Consider the following 18,127-nt stretch of genomic DNA (forward strand, 5'->3'; position numbering starts at 1 on the left):
CTCAAGGAAGCAAATCATCGAAGGCGCGTGCAACGCTCGCGCCTGCCGGGAAGAAAGGCCAGCATTTTACATGATCCAGCGTGTCAGGCTTTAGCTTGGTTGGCTTTGCGCAACCGCCAGGCCATGGCCAGCCAGACACAGGTCACACCGGCAAATTTTGAAGCCATCGCAGTGATGATCACGCCGGGGGTAAAGGCGTCGATCATGCCGAAGAAGATAAAGGTATCAATCGGGATGCTCAGCGCCGAGCTGATCCACAGGCGATCATGCAGCGGTCGCTTGGTGATGCTGAACACCAGCCAGTCTATGCATTCGGACACCGCAAAAGCGGTGGCACTGGCCAGGGCAATCGAGGGATCGGAGGTGATATAGGACAACACCAGCGCGACCAGCATAGCTATCAACGCGCCATGACCGAAGCGCGTTTGCACCATGTCGCGCAGCACAAAGACCAGCCCACCCCAGGCTGACCAGATGATGTCCAGGTGCGGCGCCGAAGAGAACGCGTAGTTGATCAGCACAACGCTGGCGATGTAAGCGATTAGAAACAGCATGGTTGCGGGTGGCACCTCAAATTAAGGCGCACAGGGTACTTGAGTCATGCATTTTTTTGTAGAACGCCGGCTTGCATCGTGATCTTTTTAAGATCAAAAGATCGCGAGGCAAGCTCGCTCCTACACGTTCAGGGTTGGCTGCCCAACACCCACATCACGCCGCTGGATTTGGCCCGTTCATGACACAAGGCCAGCACTTCGCGGCGCTCGGGGTTGGTCATGCGGCTCCAACGGGTGATTTCGGCCACGGTGCGCTGGCAGCCGGTGCAGATGTCATCGTCGTCCAGTGCGCAAATGCTCACGCATGGCGAAGCGACCGGGCGTTCGGTGTCACTCATCGTCTTGCACCGCCAGGTCGCGGGCATAGCGCTGGCCGTTTTTCACATAGCTGGCCGCGCTGGCTTCGAGCATTTTTTTCTGTTCTTCGGTCAGCTCACGCACCACTTTGCCCGGCGAGCCCATGACCAGCGAACCGTCCGGGATCTCCTTGCCCTCGCCGATCAGCGAGTTGGCGCCGATGATGCAGTGCTTGCCGATTTTAGCGCCGTTGAGGATGACCGCATTAATGCCGATCAGGCTGTAATCGCCCACGGTGCAGCCGTGCAACATGGCGTTATGGCCAATGGTCACGCCAGTGCCCAAGGTCAACGGGTAGCCCATGTCAGTGTGCATCACCGCACCGTCCTGCACGTTACTGTGCTTGCCGATCAGGATCAGTTCGTTATCGCCGCGCAACACAGCGTTAAACCAGACACTGGCGCCCTCTTCCAGACGGACCTTGCCGATCAGGGTGGCATTGGGGGCCGCCCAACTGTCGGGATGTGTTTCGACGCAGGAATCGCCCAAGCGATATTTCATACTGATGTCCTCAAGGCAGGCGTGGCTGTCTGCAGACAGCTCTATACATTGATAAAACGTTCAGGCGGGGTGTGCAGGCTGATGTTGACGTCGTCGTACAGCAGGTTCATCAACTCAACGATCATGATCGCCGACAGGCCCCAGATCTTGTAAACACCAAAACGGTAACTGGGCACATACCAGCTGCGCCCCTGGTAATCGATACGGTGGGTGTGCTCACGCGGGTCCTGGCGGAAAAAATCCAGCGGCACGCTGAACACCGCCGCAATCTCGGCATCGTTGGCCAGATACTCGACGTAGTCCGGAACCAGCCCCACATAAGGCGTGACACGAATACCGTGCAGTGAGACCAAAGGGCTGAGAGGTCCAACGACCTCGACCAGCCCCGGCGGCAAACCGATTTCTTCTTCGGCTTCACGCAGGGCAGTAAACACCAGGTCCGGGTCTTCGGGGTCGCGGCGCCCCCCCGGAAAAGCCACTTCACCGCCGTGAGTCGACAACCCGCTGGCACGCAGGGTCAAAATCAGTTCAGGCTTGTCACTGCGCGTCACCGGCAACAGTACCGCGGCCTCCGGAAAGCTGCGGTCTGTTTCCAGCGTCCGTGGGGTGTAGCGACTCATACGGCTAAGTAGCTCATCCAGCATAGGTCATCTCGATCCGTCACTTATCGGGCATCATGCACCAAATTGCCCAAGGCACCCAAGCCCCAGACTGTCGCAGGGCACAAAGTGGGGCTTGCCGTAAATTCGTCTCAGCCCCAAGATAGGCGCCACAGCGCGAGAGCACAGCATGAAATTTTGCAGTCAGTGCGGCAACTCTGTCAGCCAACATATCCCGCAGGGCGATTCGCGCCTGCGTTATGTCTGCGACCACTGCCACACGATTCACTACCAGAACCCGAATATTGTCGCCGGCTGCCTGCCCACCTGGGGCACGCAAGTGCTGCTGTGCCGTCGCGCCATCGAACCGCGTAAAGGCTTCTGGACCCTGCCCGCAGGCTTTATGGAAAACGGTGAAACAGTCGAACAGGCGGCCCGCCGGGAAACCCTTGAAGAAGCGTGCGCCCAGGTTCAGCAGTTGGCGATCTACACGTTGATTGATGTACCCCACATTAATCAGGTGCATATTTTCTACCGCGCCCAATTGCAAAGCCCCGACTTTGCCGCCGGTGAAGAAAGCCTCGAAGTGCGGTTGTTTGATGAGGCCGATATCCCTTGGTCCGAGTTAGCTTTTCGCACTGTGAGCCGTACCCTAGAATGCTTTTTTTCTGATCGCCCGACACAGGCTTACCCTGTGCGCAGCGAGGCGGTACCGCCGCTGCCAGAGTTGATAACACCCCCACAATAATGATGTTCGCCTTGTACCTCAGGAATACCTCCCTAATGCGCTGGTTGCTTGCTGCACTTTGCCTGTCGTTTACCGTTACTTGCCAAGCCGCTGTAGTCATGACTATCAACGGTAAGCCCGTCGACAAAGAACAGGTGCTTAAACCACCCCAAGCGTCACAACGGGCCAGTGCCAGCAAATCGGTCGACAAGATCCTGGTGATCAAGTCAGCGCGCAGGCTCGAGCTGATCAGCGATGGAAAAGTGATCAGAAGCTATCGCATCTCATTGGGCAAACAGCCTAAAGGGCCAAAATTACAGGAAGGCGACAAGCGCACCCCCGAAGGGCTGTACTGGGTGGATTGGCGCAAGCGCAGCGACAAGTTCAACCTGGCCATGCACATCAATTACCCCAACATCAGCGATGCCGCCAAGGCTCGGCGTGAAGGGGTGAATCCGGGGTCGATGATCATGATTCACGGCACGCCAGACTCTGAAGAAAACCCCGAAGAGCTGTTTCACACGCTGGACTGGACCGATGGCTGCATCGCCATGAAGAACTACGAAATGCGTGAAGTCTGGAGCATGGTCAAAGACGGCACGATGGTTGAGATACGCCCTTAACCTGCAAAAACGCCGCGCACTAAAAAGCCCGCTGCCCCCATAAGGGCCAGCGGGCTTTTTTATGCAGCGCCGGATTAGATATCAGCCAGACGCCACACCTCGTATGCAGGCGTTTCATACGGGTGGCTGTGCTTGAGCGCAGCCACCACGGCTTGAATTAACTCATCTGCCACGACCAGCTCAACTTTCCATTCGCCGACATACTCGACCTGACCGGTTTGCCCGATAAACGGCTGACTGCCGTCCAGCGCACGAAACTGGCCCTGCCCCATGGTCTGCCAGGCGCAGTGGTCATAGCTGCCGATGCGACCGCCACCGGCGGCGAACACAGCATCCTTGACCCCATCAACATGGCTTGGCGGAACAAAAAAGCTGAGCTTGTACATAAGCGAACACTCTGTTGAACATGCCTGGAAACCTGTGGGAGCCTGGCTTGCCAGCGATGCAGTCAACACGGTTTCTGTTAAACCGCGTCGATGCCATCGCGAGCAAGCCCGCTCCCACAAGGGATATGCGTCTAACGGGCATTGAACTTCAAAATGCCTTAGTCGACCCAGACGCGAGCGTTACGGAACATGCGCAACCATGGCGCATCTTCGTTCCACTCTTCAGGACGCCACGAGTTCTGCACGGCGCGGAACACACGCTCAGGGTGCGGCATCATGATCGTCACACGGCCATCACGGCTGGTGAGGCCGGTAATGCCGCGCGGCGAGCCGTTCGGGTTGGCCGGGTAGTTCTCGGTGACCTTGCCGTGGTTGTCGACGAAACGCAGGGCAACGGTGCCCGACAGATCGGCTTGCAACAGCGCTTCAGGGCTGGCGAACTCTGCGTGGCCTTCACCGTGAGCGATGGCGATTGGCATGCGCGAACCGGCCATGCCCTGCAGGAAGATCGAGTTCGACTCTTGCACTTGAACCATGGCAACACGGGCTTCGAACTGCTCGGAGCGGTTACGCACAAAGTGCGGCCACAACTCGCTGCCCGGAATCAGTTCACTGAGGTTGGACATCATCTGGCAACCGTTGCACACACCCAGGCTGAAGCTGTCGGTACGCTCGAAGAAGCCCTGGAACGCATCACGTGCGCGGGCGTTGAACAAGGCCGACTTGGCCCAGCCTTCACCAGCACCCAGTACGTCGCCGTAAGAGAAACCACCGCACGCTACCAGCCCCTTGAACTCGTTCAGGTCGACACGGCCGGCCAGAATGTCGCTCATGTGCACGTCGATCGCGTTGAAACCGGCACGGTCAAACGCCGCTGCCATTTCAACCTGACCGTTAACGCCCTGCTCACGCAGTACGGCAACTTGTGGGCGAATGCCTTTTTTGATGTACGGCGCGCTGATGTTGGCGTTGACGTCAAAGCTCAACTGAGCGGTCAGGCCCGGGTTGTCTTCTTCCAGCAACACGTCGAATTCTTGCTGCGCGCAGTCTGCGTTGTCACGCATACGCTGGATCTGGAAGCTGGTTTCAGCCCACTGACGCTGCAACTCGCCGCGCTGACCAACAAACACTTTGTCACCGTGGAAGCTGATGGTGACTTCGCTGTTGTTCAGCGGCTGACCAATCACGTCAACGCATTCACCCAGACCCGCCGCGCTGAACTGTGCGAGCACGTCAGCGGTAGCGTCCTGGCGAACCTGGATCACGGCACCCAGCTCTTCGTTGAACAGCACGGCCGGCAATTGACCAACGCTGTCGGCCAGACAATCGAGGATCAGGTTCAGACCGCAGTGACCGGCAAACGCCATTTCCATCACAGTGGTCAGCAAACCACCGTCAGAACGGTCGTGGTAAGCCAGCAGGTGGCCATCAGCGTTCAGACCTTGAATGACCGCGAAGAAGGCCTTGAGGTCTTCTGCGTCGTCAACGTCCGGGGCTTGTTTACCAAGCTTGCCGTAGGTCTGGGCCAGGATCGAAGCGCCCATACGGTTTTGGCCACGGCCCAGGTCGATCAGGATCAGATCGGTCAGGCCTTTGTCCATGCGCAGTTCTGGGGTCAGGGTGCGGCGAACATCGAGCACCGGTGCGAAACCGGTGACGATCAGCGACAGCGGCGAGGTCACGCTCTTGTCGGTGCCTTCATCGTTCCAGCGGGTTTGCATCGACATCGAGTCTTTGCCCACCGGAATGGTGATGCCCAGCTCGGGGCACAGTTCCATGCCGACCGCTTTTACGGTGTCGTACAGACGCGCGTCTTCACCTGGGTGGCCAGCCGCCGACATCCAGTTGGCCGACAGTTTGATGTCAGAGATTTTGCCAATTCGCGAGGCCGCGATGTTGGTCAGGGTTTCACCGATGGCCATGCGGCCCGATGCCGGAGCATCCAGCAGTGCCAGCGGCGTCCGCTCGCCCATGGCCATGGCTTCACCGGTGTACACGTCAAAGCTGGTCGCGGTAACGGCAACGTCTGCCACCGGCACCTGCCACGGGCCGACCATTTGATCACGGGCAACCAGGCCGGTGATGGTACGGTCGCCGATGGTGATCAGGAAGCTCTTGCTGGCGACTGCCGGGTGGTGCAGAACGCGCTCGATACACTCGCCCACGTTCAGCGCTGCCGGATCGAAGTCATCGCCCAGCTCGGCTTCACGCACCACCGAACGGTGCATGCGTGGCGCCTTGCCCAGCAACACTTCCAGTGGCATGTCCACCGGGCTGTTGCCGAAATGGCTGTCGGTGACGGTCAGTTGTGGCTCGGCAGTAGCCTCGCCCACCACGGCAAACGGGCAACGCTCACGCTCGCAGATCGCCTGGAAGCGCTCGAAGTCTTCAGCGCTGACTGCCAGAACGTAACGTTCTTGGGATTCGTTACTCCAGATCTCGTGCGGGGCCATGCCCGGCTCGTCGTTTGGAATGTTGCGCAGTTCGAAACGGCCACCACGGTCGCCGTCGTTGACCAGCTCAGGGAAGGCGTTGGACAGACCGCCCGCACCCACGTCGTGGATGAAGCTGATCGGGTTTTTGTCACCCAATTGCCAGCAACGGTCGATTACTTCCTGGCAGCGGCGTTCCATTTCAGGGTTTTCGCGCTGTACCGAAGCGAAGTCCAGGTCGGCCGAGCTTGCGCCAGTGGCCATGGACGAGGCAGCACCGCCGCCCAGACCGATCAACATGGCCGGGCCACCCAGCACGATCAGTTTGGCGCCAACGGTGATTTCGGCTTTTTGTACGTGTTCGGCGCGGATGTTGCCCATGCCGCCCGCCAACATGATGGGCTTGTGGTAACCGCGCACTTCATCACCGTGCGGGGTGGTGATGGACTGCTCGAAGGTACGGAAGTAACCGGTCAGGGCCGGACGACCGAATTCGTTGTTGAACGCCGCGCCACCCAGCGGGCCTTCAATCATGATGTCCAGCGCCGTCACGATGCGCTCTGGCTTGCCGTACGGCACTTCCCACGGCTGGGTAAAGCCCGGGATTTGCAGGTTGGAAACGGTAAAGCCGGTCAGGCCTGCCTTTGGCTTGGCGCCACGGCCGGTTGCACCTTCGTCACGAATTTCGCCACCAGAACCGGTCGCTGCACCCGGGAACGGGGCAATGGCGGTTGGGTGGTTGTGCGTTTCAACCTTCATCAGGATGTGCACAGGCTCCTGCACCGCGCCGTACTGGCGGGTTTCAGGGTTCGGGAAGAAACGCCCGCCAACGCTACCGACGATCACCGATGCGTTGTCTTTATAAGCCGACAGAACACCTTCGCTGTGCATCACGTAGGTGTTTTTGATCATGCCAAACAGGCTTTTTTCCTGGCTTTGGCCGTCGATGTCCCAACTGGCGTTGAAGATCTTGTGGCGGCAATGCTCGGAGTTCGCCTGGGCAAACATCATCAGTTCGATGTCGTGCGGGTTGCGGCCCAGACCATTGAACGCATTGACCAGGTAGTCGATTTCGTCTTCAGCCAGCGCCAGGCCCAACTCAACGTTGGCTTTTTCCAGCGCGGCGCGACCGCCACCCAGCACATCAATGGCGGTCAGCGGCTTTGGCTCGGCATGGCTGAACAGACCGGCGGCCTGCTCCAGGTCGCCCAGTACGATTTGGGTCATGCGGTCATGCAGAACCGATGCAATCAGTTCGGCATCGGCGTCGCTGAACTGGCCAGCCACATAAAAAGCAATGCCGCGTTCCAGGCGCTGGATTTTCGCCAGGCCACAGTTACGGGCAATATCGCTGGCCTTGCTCGACCAAGGAGAAATGGTGCCAAACCGCGGCAACACCAAAAACAGTCGGCCATTTGGCTCTTGGACCGGCACGCTTGGGCCGTACTTCAGGAGACGAGCCAGTACCTGCTGTTCATCGCTGGTCAAATCACCGGTGACATCGGCAAAGTGGGCGAACTCAGCATACAAACCACTGACAGCCGGAACCTTGAGGCTCAGTTGTGCAAGGAGTTTGCTGTGGCGAAAGGCAGAAAGGGCAGGAGCGCCGCGCAGGATCAACATCTTCGGGACAGCCTCGGGAGGGGTGTGCTTTGAGGCCCGGCATTCTAGCCTAAACCTTCGGTCACGGCACCCGAAACGGCACACTAGACGTACGCCAAACGTCGTTAATCGACCAAATCCTTATTCTTTATGGCTATCAGCGTGTAAACAGATGGTCGGTAATGATCTTTAGACCTCGCTCCAACCCCCATTCCACAGGGGTTGCAGCGTTTTGGGCGGCTGTTATCAGAATGCCCACAGATTGTCGAGATATGGCACCCGTGCTGCTTTGCGTATACTGCGCGCATGTTTTCTCTAACTGCATTCCGCCAGCGTGGGGCCAAGTGGCTGCTCGTAACCGGACTCTTCCTGATGCTCGGTGCCTGCGTTGAAAAACCCAGCACCCTTGAGCGCGTAAAGGAGGATGGGGTACTGCGGGTGATCACCCGTAACAGCCCGGCCACCTATTTTGAAGATCGCAACGGCGAAACCGGCTTTGAATACGAGTTGGTCAAACGCTTTGCCGACGATCTGGGCGTCAAGCTGGAAATCGAAACGGCTGACAACCTCGACGACCTTTTCAACAAGCTGGGCCAACCTGACGGCCCGGTTTTAGCTGCTGCCGGTCTGGTCAGCAGCGATAACCGCCTCGCACAAGCCAAGTTTTCTCACCCGTACCTCGAAGTCACGCCGCAGATCATTTACCGCAACGGGCAATCACGCCCTACCACGGCGGCCGATCTGGTCGGCAAGCGCATTACCGTACTCAAGGGCAGTTCCCACGCCGAACAGCTCGCCGAACTTAAAAAGCAATATCCCGGCATCGAATACGACGAGTCCGACGCCGTTGAAGTCGTCGACTTGCTGCGCATGGTCGATGAAGGGCAGATCGACCTGACCCTGGTCGACTCCAACGAAATGGCCATGAACCAGGTGTACTTCCCCAATGTGCGCGTGGCCTTTGATTTGGGCGATGCCCGCAGCCAGCGCTGGGCCGTGGTCGCAGGCGAAGACAACAGCCTGCTCAACGAAATCAACACCTACCTGGACAAGGTCGAGAAAAACGGCACCCTGCAGCGCCTTAAAGACCGCTACTACGGGCACGTTGATGTATTGGGCTATGTGGGCGCCTACACCTTTGCCCAGCACTTGCAACAGCGCTTGCCCAAGTACGAAGTGTTCTTCAAGGATGCCGCGAAAAAAGAGCAGATTGACTGGCGCCTGCTGGCAGCCATGGGCTATCAGGAATCCTTGTGGCAAGCCGCCGTAACCTCTAAAACCGGGGTTCGCGGGCTGATGATGCTGACCCAGAACACCGCGCAGGCCATGGGTGTGTCCAACCGACTGGACCCCAAGCAAAGCATTATGGGGGGCGCCAAGTACCTGGCTTACATCAAGGACCAACTGGACAGTGATATCGCCGAGCCAGACCGTACCTGGTTTGCACTGGCGGCCTACAACGTGGGCACCGGGCATCTGGATGACGCACGCAAGTTAGCAGCCAAAGAAGGCCTGAACCCGAACAAGTGGCTGGACGTAAAGAAAATCCTGCCTCGCCTTGCGCAGAAGCAGTGGTACAGCAAAACCAAATATGGCTACGCCCGTGGCGGCGAGCCTGTGCACTTCGTGGCCAACATCCGCCGTTACTACGACATCCTCACCTGGGCCACACAGCCACAGCTTGAAGGCGACCAAGTGGCCGACGGCAAACTGCACATCCCCGGCATCGACAAGACCAAGCCCAAAGAAGAACCGCAGCTGTAAAACACGCTACCGCTTAGAGCCAGATCACACTGTAGGAGCGAGCTTGCCTCGCGATCTTTCGATCTTTGAAAAGATCGCGAGGCAAGCTCGCTCCTACAGGTTTTGAATATGTCTTAGGCTTTTGAGGCCGCCAGAATCAGGGCTTTCATCTCGGAAACGGCCGACTTGAAGCCGACGAACAGTGCATGAGCAACCAATGCATGGCCAATGTTCAGTTCGTTGATGCCCTTGATCGCCGCCACGGCTTCGACGTTGTGATAATGCAGACCATGGCCGGCGTTCACAACCAGCCCCTGCCCCAGGCCAAAGGCCACGCCATCAGCCACGCGCTGCAGTTCTTCTGCCACGTCAGCCGGGGTCTGGGCATCGGCATAACGACCGGTATGCAACTCGATGGCGGGGGCGCCCACACGGCGCGACGCTTCGATTTGGCGCTCGTCCGCGTCAATAAACAGCGAAACCTCGCTGCCAATTTTGCTCAGGCGCTCAACCGCAGCCTTGATCCGCGCTTCTTGCCCGGCAACGTCCAGACCGCCTTCGGTGGTCAGTTCTTGACGGGTTTCTGGGACGAGGCAGATATGCGCCGGACGAATGCGCTCGGCAAACGCCATCATCTCTTCAGTCACGCCCATTTCGAAGTTCATACGCGTTTGCAGCACATCCTTGAGTAGCAAGACATCGCGCTCTTGAATGTGGCGACGGTCTTCGCGCAGATGCACGGTGATGCCGTCGGCCCCCGCCTCTTCCGCGTCCAGAGCCGCTTTGACCGGGTCCGGGTAACGCGTGCCTCGCGCCTGACGCAGCGTAGCTACGTGGTCGATGTTCACGCCAAGAAGAATGCGATTGCTTGTGGTCACGAGGGCTCTCCTGAAGAGTTGAAGATTCGGCGCACAGCATACCGGTCTATTCAGGGCTTGCGAAACAACTCACGACTGGCCAGGGGCTTACCAGCCAAATGAACGGCCAACGCCTGACGCATCAGACGTTTGGCCGCCGACAAGGCGCCCGTTGCGCTCCAGTCGGCTTGCGCCATGGCCAGCAGCTCAACACCATTGAACAACCCCGGCTGCAACAACCAGACACGCTCAAGCCCGGCGTCCACTTGCAGGCGATATAAGCCATCGGCCTCGATTGGTCCACCATGGATGTCTTCGGTCAGCGAGAAGCTGTAACCCAGGTCGTCCAGCAGCCGCCATTCGAACGCCCGCAGCAAAGGCTCCAACGGTCGCCCTTCGGCCAGGGCCAGCAAGGTAGCAGCGTAGTGATCGAACACTGCGGGGTGCGGGTCTTCGGCAGGGAGCAGACGCACCAGCAGTTCATTGAGATAGAGCCCGCTGAACAGGGCTTCGCCATTGAGCCAGGTCGAAACGCCTGCGCTCTCCATGCGTCCGACATTCTTCAGCTCGCCGCGACCATGGAACTCGATTTCCAACGGCACAAACGGCCGGGCCAGCGTGCCCGCCTTGCCCCGCGCATTACGCAGCACGGCACGCAGACGGCCTTGCGGCGTGATGAAATCCACCAGCGCACTGGTTTCACGGTAAGGACGACTGTGCAGGACGTAAGCGAGTTGAGGGACGATGGATTTGCTGGACATGGGCGATCAGCTTTATCAGAAGTCTAATGTGGGAGCGGGCTTGCTCGCGATAGCATCAACTCGGCAAGGCAGGCAGACCGGTTTGATGCTATCGCGAGCAAGCCCGCTCCCACAGGATCTTGCAAGGCAGCGAGGTATTACAACCTGTTACTGGTCGCCATAGCCCAGCGAACGCAGGGCGCGTTCGTCGTCGGACCAGCCGCCTTTAACCTTGACCCACAAGTTGAGCATGACTTTGGAGTCGAACAGCAGCTCCATGTCTTTACGCGCTTCAGTGCCGATGCGCTTGATGCGCTCGCCCTTGTCGCCAATGATGATTTTTTTCTGCCCGTCACGCTCAACCAGAATCAAGGCATGAATGTGCAAGGTCTTGCCTTGCTGCTTGAATTCTTCGATCTCAACGGTGATCTGGTACGGCAGCTCCGCACCCAGCTGGCGCATGATCTTTTCACGGACCAGTTCAGCGGCAAGGAAGCGGCTGCTGCGATCGGTGATCTGGTCTTCCGGGAAGAAGTGGTCGTTTTCCGGCAGATGATCAGCAATCACACGTTCAAGGGCATCGAGGTTGTGGCCGTTTTGAGCCGAAATCGGCACGATCTGGGCATTCGGCAATTGCTCCTGAAGCCAGGTCAGGTGCGGCATCAATTCCGTTTTGTCTTCGATGCGGTCAGTCTTGTTCAACGCCACAATCAACGGGCCAGTCACAAACTGGACGCGCTCAAGAACCATTTGGTCTTCTTCAGTCCACTTGGTGCGATCCACCACGAAGATCACCACGTCGACGTCTTTCAACGCAGCCGACGCAGTTTTGTTCATGTAGCGGTTCAGGGCCTTTTCGCCACCCTTGTGCATGCCCGGCGTGTCAACGTAGATGGCTTGAATATCGCCTTCGGTCTTGATGCCCAGCATGTTGTGACGGGTGGTCTGCGGCTTGCGCGAGGTGATCGCCAGCTTTTGACCGAGAATGTGGTTCAGCAGTGTGGATTTACCCACGTTTGGTCGACCAACGATGGCGACATAGCCACAGCGAGTTGCAGTTGAATCAGTCATGGCCATTCTCCACGCCAAGGGCAATCAGTGCTGCTGCGGCCGCTACCTGTTCGGCAATGCGACGGCTCACACCCTGACCTCGGCTTTTTTCATTCAATAGGGCAATTTCGCACTCAACAAAGAAAGTGCGGCAATGCGGTTCACCTTGAATATCCACCACTTCGTAGCGTGGCAGTTCACAGGCGCGCGACTGCAAGTACTCTTGCAGGCGTGTTTTGGGATCTTTATTGGTGTCGACCAGGGTCAGGGTCTCGAACTCGCCAGCCAGCCAGGCCAATACGCGATCACGGGCGGTTTCCATGCCCGCGTCGAGGTAGATGGCGCCAATCAGCGCTTCAAGGGCATCTGCCAAAATCGACTCGCGACGAAAACCGCCGCTTTTCAGTTCACCCGAACCCAGGCGCAGGTACTCGCCCAACTCAAAACCGCGCGCCAGTACGGCCAGGGTTTCGCCTTTGACCAAACGCGCACGCAGGCGCGACAGCTGCCCTTCGCGGGCCAGCGGGAAGCGATCAAACAACGCTTCACCGGCGACAAAGTTGAGGATTGCATCGCCCAGGAACTCAAGACGCTCGTTATTGCGCCCCGCGAAACTGCGGTGTGTCAGGGCCAGGATCATCAGCTCCTGGTCTTTGAAGGTGTAGCCGAGCTGACGCTCTAAACGATTTAAAGAAAAACTCACGATTTACCCACGCTGAGTTCGTGGCCGAATGTCACCACCGGACCGATATTAGGGATCAGTGATGCTCGTTTATCGCATAGCAAATGGACAGGGAACAGGCTGTTCGCCGCCGTCACACTTAACGCTTTGTTCAAATCCACATCCTGAATACTGTTGACCGCCCTGCCTGAGACGGCAGACGGTCGTAAGAACCGTCAGGCGCCCGATTTATCAGGACGCCTGAAAAGCATTCGGCGCTGTTATTAACAGCGCCGTCTTGGCTACTTGATCAGCCCCACCCGCGAGAAGTTCGGCAGATGGCTCATCTTGGGTTCCGGCCAACTCATCCAAACAGCGAAGGCCTTGCCGACAATGTTCTGGTCGGGAACCATGCCCAGCTCATCTTTGGGAATGTTCGGATCATCCCAGTAACGGCTGTCGTTCGAATTGTCGCGGTTGTCGCCCATCATGAAGTAGTGCCCGGCCGGAACCGTCCACTCGTTATCAGGTGGCGCGCGATAGCGGCTCATTTCCTTGCGGATCATGTGCTCGACTTCGCCCAGCTTCTCTTTGTACAACTCGGCACTGCCCAATGTGCCCGGTTCAACACCTACCAGTTGCTCGGCAACCAGTTGGCCATTGACGTACAAATGCTTGTCGCTGGTGTAGCGAACGGTGTCGCCCGGCAGGCCCACTACGCGCTTGATGTAGTTGACCGACGGATCGCTTGGGTAGCGAAACACCATCACATCCCCGCGCTGCGGATCACCCACTTCGATGATTTTCTTGTCGATCACCGGCAAGCGGATCCCGTAAGAAAATTTGTTCACCAAAATGAAGTCGCCCACATCCAGTGTCGGCTTCATCGAGCCCGACGGAATCTGGAACGGCTCAACCAGAAACGAACGCAGCACCAGCACGATGAACAACACCGGGAAGAACGACTTGCCGTACTCGACCAGCAACGGTTCCTTGTTGAGCTTCTCGATGACCTGCATATCAGCCGGCTGAACAGTGGCCTGATAGTTGGCAATGGCCTTGCGCCGGCGAGGTGCCAGGAAGACCAGATCGAGCAGCGCCAGCAAACCGCAGACGGCGACAGCAATAACCAGCAACAGCGGGAAATTTAGTGACATAGGACCTAGCTATCCAACCTGAGCACCGCAAGGAAGGCTTCTTGTGGAATTTCCACGTTACCCACTTGCTTCATGCGTTTTTTACCGGCCTTTTGCTTTTCCAACAGCTTGCGCTTACGGCTAACGTCACCACCGTAGCATTTGGCCAGTACGTTCTTTCTGAGAGCCTTGACAGTGGTTCGCGCCACAATCTGCCCGCCAATGGCGGCCTGGATTGCAACATCGAACATCTGGCGCGGAATCAGTTCTTTCATTTTTTCGGTTAGCGCACGCCCTTTGTAGTGGGCGTTGTCACGGTGAACGATCAATGCCAGGGCATCAACTTTTTCGCCGTTGATCAATACATCCAGCTTCACCAGATTAGCCGACTGGTAGCGGTCGAAATGGTAATCGAGCGAAGCATAGCCGCGACTGGTGGATTTGAGACGGTCGAAGAAGTCCAGAACCACTTCGTTCATCGGCAAATCGTAGGTCACTTGTACCTGAGTACCCAGGAACAACATGTCGTGTTGAACGCCACGTTTTTCGATACACAGGGTTATGACGTTGCCCAAGTGCTCTTGAGGCACAAGAATGTTGGCACGCACGATCGGCTCGCGCATGTCCTCGATGGCAGACAAGTCTGGCAGCTTGGACGGGTTATCGACGTAAATCGTTTCACCGTTCTTGAGCAGCAGCTCGAAAATTACCGTCGGCGCCGTGGTAATCAGGTCCAGGTCGTATTCGCGCTCCAGGCGCTCCTGGATGATTTCCATGTGCAGCATGCCCAGGAAGCCGCAACGGAAGCCGAAGCCCAGTGCGTCAGAGCTTTCTGGCGTGTATTGCAGCGACGAGTCGTTCAGCGTCAGCTTTTGCAGCGCATCACGGAAGTCTTCGAAGTCATCGGAGCTGACCGGGAACAGACCCGCATACACCTGCGGCTGAATGCGTTTGAAACCTGGCAGCACTTCAACATCAGGGGTTGTGCTCAGGGTCAGGGTGTCACCCACCGGCGCACCGTGAATGTCCTTGATACCGGCGATGATGAAGCCCACTTCACCGGCCTTGAGGTCGGCAGTGGCAGTGTGTTTCGGGTTGAATACACCAACGCTGTCCACCAGGTGGACCTTGCCGGTGGATTTAACCAGGATTTTGTCGCCCTTCTTCACGCGGCCGTGGCGCACGCGAACCAGGGACACAACGCCCAGGTAGTTGTCGAACCAGGAGTCGATGATCAACGCTTGCAGCGGATCTTCGATATTGCCGGTAGGCGCAGGAATGGTGTGCACCAGGCGCTCAAGCACTTCGTCCACGCCCAGGCCGGTTTTGGCACTGCAGGTCACGGCGTCAGTGGCATCGATGCCGATGATTTTTTCGATTTCTTCTTTCACGCGGTCAGGATCGGCCTGCGGCAGGTCGATCTTGTTCAAGACCGGCATCACCTCAAGACCCTGCTCGATAGCGGTGTAGCAGTTGGCAACGGACTGGGCTTCTACGCCCTGACCCGCGTCGACAACCAGCAGCGCACCTTCACAGGCCGCCAGAGACCGGCTGACTTCGTAGGTGAAGTCAACGTGGCCCGGGGTGTCAATGAAGTTCAGCTGATAGGTAATGCCGTCTTTGGCCGTGTAGTACAGGGTAACGCTGTGGGCCTTGATGGTAATCCCACGCTCACGCTCTAGGTCCATGGAGTCCAGTACCTGGGCTTCCATTTCGCGGGCAGTCAGACCACCGCACATCTGAATGAAACGATCGGCCAGCGTCGACTTGCCATGGTCAATGTGGGCGATGATGGAGAAATTGCGGATATGACTCAAATCACTCACGGGTCAACACTCAAAAAAAGTCGCAGGCAGACTGCCCGCCGAAAAATAGCCGGGAATTGTACCTGATCCCTGAGCCAAGCGTCACGTTCACAAAAAAGCCCCTATCAGGCGATAGAGGCTTTTTGATCTCTCAAAGGGTATTGATCAACCGGCCCTGCGCAACAACCAGAAACCGGCCAGCGCACAGATACCGGCGGGCAACAGCACCGCGAACAGCGGCGAGAAGCCAAACACCAGACTGGCTGGCCCCAGCAGGTCTTGTGCAATCTTGAACGCAAAGCCGATCAGTACACCGGTGAACACGCGCTGCCCCAAAGTAACAGAACGCAGCGGGCCGAAGATGAAAGAAATGGCCATCAATACCAGCGCAGCCGTGACAAATGGCTGCAACACCTTGACCCAAAATGCCAGCCAGTAACGGCCGTTGTTCAGACCCTGGTCTTTCAAGTAGTGGATGTAGCCCCACAGCCCGGAAATCGACAGTGCATCCGGGGCCATGACCACGGTATTGAGCAGCTCGGGGCTCAGTGAAACGTCCCAGCGCTCTTCAGGCGTGTTAACCACTTCCGTGTTTCGCTCGTGGAAGACCGTGGTCGCCACATCGCTCAGTTCCCAGTGGTCCTGCGTGAAGTTGGCCTTTTTAGCAAAACTGGCAGACAGCAGGTGGTGTTCTTTATCGAAACGATAACGTGTCACCCCCAGCAGCATGCCGTCGGGCTGAACCGCGTTAATGTGGATGAATTCATCCCCCTCGCGGTGCCACATACCATGCTTGGAGCTTTGCGCATCACCGCTGCCCTGGGCCAGTGCACGGTTGGCCTGGGCCACGGACTCGGTCGCGGGTGCCAGGTACTCGCCAATCAGAATACCGGCCAGCATCAACACCAGCATCGGCTTCATGACCGCCCAGACAATACGACCGGTGGACACACCCGCCGCCCGCATGATGGTCAGCTCGCTGTTGCTCGCCAGGCTGCCCAGGCCAATCAAACAGCCGATCAGGGCCGCCACCGGCAGCATGTCGTATAGACGACGCGGCGCTGTCAGCACCACAAAGCTGAACACATCCGCCATGGTGTAAGAGCTGGAGAGGTTCTTGACCTCATCAATGAAGGCAAACAGCGACGCCAGGCCGACGATGATCCCCGACACCGCGAGGATCGCCAGCAACACACTTTTACCAATGTAGCGATCGAGCTTAACCATGAGCCAGCTCCTTCGCGCTGCGACGAGTCGCCAATTTCAAGCGCAACGGCTCCCAATAGAACAACAACAGACCAATGATCAAGAACAGACCGTGCACCCACCACAAGCCCAGCGTGGGTGAAATGTTGCCTTTTTCGAGGGCGCCACGGACCAGAATCAAGGCGGTCACGTAGCCCATATACAGAAGGATGGCTGGCAACAGCTTGAGGAAGCGACCCTGGCGCGGGTTGACTCGCGACAGCGGAACAGCAATGAGGGTCACGATAAAGACCAGCAGCGGCATGGAAATACGCCACTGCAGCTCAGCAATCGCCTTTACGTCAGGGTTGCCGATAAGGCTGCTGGTAGGCATCGCATCGCGGTCGGTGACTTCATTGCTGACATCAGGCTTGGGAAGCAGTACGCCGTAGGTGTCGTATTTGATGGCGCGGTAATCCGCCAAGCCAGGGTTGCCGTCATAACGATAGCCGTCATCCAGAATCAACCAGCGGCTGCCATCCGGGCGCACTTCCTGGCGGCCCTTTTGCGCGACCAATATGGAAATGCTGCGATCCTTGGCGTCCTGACCGAGGTTCTTCTGGGTGATAAACACGCCCCCCAGATTCGTCCGGTCATTGGTCAATTGTTCGGTGTAGGTCACCCGGGAGCCATCGTTCAGGGTCTGAAAGCGGCCCGGTTCCAGGGTATCGAACTCGGTCAGGGCATCTTGCTTGTTGAGCAGCAATTGAAACTGCGTAGCCCCCTGAGGCGCCAGGCTCAAGCTCAACCAGGCAACGATCAGCGCCACGATAGTGGCCGGCACCATGCTGATGGCCAACAGGCGCTGCTGGCTCATGCCGGTGGCCGACAGGACCGTCATCTCGCTTTCGAGGTACATGCGCCCGTAAGCCAGAAGAAAGCCCAGAAACAGGCCCAGCGGCAAGATCAGTTGCAAGAAGCCGGGCAGACGAACGCCCATGATCAAGAACAGCGAACTGGGGTCCATGGCGCCCGAGGCAGCCTGGGCCAGATATTTAATGAAGCGACCGCTCATGATGATGACCAGCAGCACAGCGCTGACAGCGCTCAATGTAAGCAGGACTTCGCGGGATAGATAACGGAAGACGATCAAACCAGACACTCCAGGG

Annotated in this window: 17 protein-coding genes; 3 read left to right on the top strand and 14 right to left on the bottom strand. The window is 57.8% G+C overall.

All coding sequences use genetic code 11. The annotated features are described in order from the left end of the window. Nucleotides 1-83: 83 nt before the first annotated feature. The 4 genes from TU84_RS06675 to TU84_RS06690 form a co-directional block, all read right to left on the bottom strand. Nucleotides 84-554, bottom strand: coding sequence for a 7-cyano-7-deazaguanine/7-aminomethyl-7-deazaguanine transporter (locus TU84_RS06675; RefSeq protein ID WP_048368183.1), 471 nt, complete (start codon nucleotides 552-554; stop codon nucleotides 84-86). A 128-nt stretch (nucleotides 555-682) separates the two neighbouring features. Then, on the bottom strand, nucleotides 683-892 hold the full coding sequence (locus TU84_RS06680; RefSeq protein ID WP_048368184.1) for a DUF1289 domain-containing protein: 210 nt from the start codon (nucleotides 890-892) through the stop codon (nucleotides 683-685). Continuing rightward, nucleotides 885-1,412 carry a gamma carbonic anhydrase family protein gene (locus TU84_RS06685; RefSeq protein WP_048368185.1) on the bottom strand — a complete coding sequence of 176 codons (528 nt, stop codon included), beginning with the start codon at nucleotides 1,410-1,412 and terminating at the stop codon, nucleotides 885-887. The genes TU84_RS06680 and TU84_RS06685 overlap by 8 nt, the downstream gene beginning before the upstream one ends. A 41-nt stretch (nucleotides 1,413-1,453) precedes the next feature. Then, nucleotides 1,454-2,056: a CoA pyrophosphatase gene (locus TU84_RS06690; RefSeq protein ID WP_048368187.1), complete on the bottom strand. Its 603-nt coding sequence runs from the start codon at nucleotides 2,054-2,056 to the stop codon at nucleotides 1,454-1,456. 145 nt (nucleotides 2,057-2,201) lie between these two features. Between TU84_RS06690 and TU84_RS06695 the strand changes: the two genes are divergently transcribed. After that, complete coding sequence (locus tag TU84_RS06695; RefSeq protein ID WP_048368188.1) at nucleotides 2,202-2,759, top strand: NUDIX hydrolase; 558 nt, start codon at nucleotides 2,202-2,204, stop codon at nucleotides 2,757-2,759. 35 nt (nucleotides 2,760-2,794) lie between these two features. After that, nucleotides 2,795-3,361 carry a L,D-transpeptidase family protein gene (locus TU84_RS06700; RefSeq protein ID WP_048368189.1) on the top strand — a complete coding sequence of 189 codons (567 nt, stop codon included), beginning with the start codon at nucleotides 2,795-2,797 and terminating at the stop codon, nucleotides 3,359-3,361. A 74-nt stretch (nucleotides 3,362-3,435) separates the two neighbouring features. On the opposite strand, the gene TU84_RS06705 is transcribed toward TU84_RS06700, so the two are convergent. Both TU84_RS06705 and purL read right to left on the bottom strand, forming a co-directional pair. After that, nucleotides 3,436-3,747: a YqfO family protein gene (locus TU84_RS06705; RefSeq protein ID WP_048368190.1), complete on the bottom strand. Its 312-nt coding sequence runs from the start codon at nucleotides 3,745-3,747 to the stop codon at nucleotides 3,436-3,438. A 158-nt stretch (nucleotides 3,748-3,905) separates the two neighbouring features. Then, nucleotides 3,906-7,802 (bottom strand): phosphoribosylformylglycinamidine synthase, encoded by a 3,897-nt coding sequence (purL, locus tag TU84_RS06710; RefSeq protein ID WP_048368191.1) that lies wholly within the window; start codon nucleotides 7,800-7,802, stop codon nucleotides 3,906-3,908. 285 nt (nucleotides 7,803-8,087) lie between these two features. On the opposite strand from purL, the gene mltF reads away from it, so the two are divergent. Further along, nucleotides 8,088-9,545 (top strand): membrane-bound lytic murein transglycosylase MltF, encoded by a 1,458-nt coding sequence (mltF, locus tag TU84_RS06715; protein ID WP_048368192.1) that lies wholly within the window; start codon nucleotides 8,088-8,090, stop codon nucleotides 9,543-9,545. 113 nt (nucleotides 9,546-9,658) lie between these two features. Here the strand turns inward: mltF and pdxJ are convergent, their stop codons facing one another. The 8 genes from pdxJ to lptF form a co-directional block, all read right to left on the bottom strand. Further along, the gene (gene pdxJ / locus TU84_RS06720; RefSeq protein ID WP_048368193.1) at nucleotides 9,659-10,402 is read right to left on the bottom strand and encodes a pyridoxine 5'-phosphate synthase; all 744 of its coding nucleotides are present in this window, start codon (nucleotides 10,400-10,402) and stop codon (nucleotides 9,659-9,661) included. Between the two features lie 50 nt (nucleotides 10,403-10,452). Continuing rightward, nucleotides 10,453-11,142 (bottom strand): DNA repair protein RecO, encoded by a 690-nt coding sequence (recO, locus tag TU84_RS06725; RefSeq protein WP_048368194.1) that lies wholly within the window; start codon nucleotides 11,140-11,142, stop codon nucleotides 10,453-10,455. Nucleotides 11,143-11,289: 147 nt separating this feature from the next. After that, nucleotides 11,290-12,192, bottom strand: a complete 903-nt coding sequence (era, locus tag TU84_RS06730) for a GTPase Era (RefSeq protein WP_048368196.1) — start codon at nucleotides 12,190-12,192, stop codon at nucleotides 11,290-11,292. Beyond that, nucleotides 12,185-12,874 (bottom strand): ribonuclease III, encoded by a 690-nt coding sequence (gene rnc / locus TU84_RS06735; RefSeq protein WP_048368198.1) that lies wholly within the window; start codon nucleotides 12,872-12,874, stop codon nucleotides 12,185-12,187. The genes era and rnc overlap by 8 nt, the downstream gene beginning before the upstream one ends. A gap of 260 nt (nucleotides 12,875-13,134) precedes the next feature. Next, nucleotides 13,135-13,989, bottom strand: a complete 855-nt coding sequence (gene lepB, locus TU84_RS06740) for a signal peptidase I (protein ID WP_048368199.1) — start codon at nucleotides 13,987-13,989, stop codon at nucleotides 13,135-13,137. Nucleotides 13,990-13,994: 5 nt separating this feature from the next. After that, entirely contained in the window at nucleotides 13,995-15,794 is a 1,800-nt protein-coding gene (lepA, locus tag TU84_RS06745; RefSeq protein WP_048368201.1) for a translation elongation factor 4, read from the bottom strand. 144 nt (nucleotides 15,795-15,938) lie between these two features. Then, nucleotides 15,939-17,000 (bottom strand): LPS export ABC transporter permease LptG, encoded by a 1,062-nt coding sequence (gene lptG / locus TU84_RS06750; protein WP_048368202.1) that lies wholly within the window; start codon nucleotides 16,998-17,000, stop codon nucleotides 15,939-15,941. After that, nucleotides 16,993-18,111: an LPS export ABC transporter permease LptF gene (lptF, locus tag TU84_RS06755; RefSeq protein ID WP_048368203.1), complete on the bottom strand. Its 1,119-nt coding sequence runs from the start codon at nucleotides 18,109-18,111 to the stop codon at nucleotides 16,993-16,995. Before lptF ends, lptG begins: the two co-directional genes overlap by 8 nt. Nucleotides 18,112-18,127 lie beyond the last annotated feature (16 nt).

The sequence above is a fragment of the Pseudomonas helleri genome (assembly GCF_001043025.1).
GTDB classification, from domain to species: Bacteria; Pseudomonadota; Gammaproteobacteria; order Pseudomonadales; family Pseudomonadaceae; genus Aquipseudomonas; species Aquipseudomonas helleri.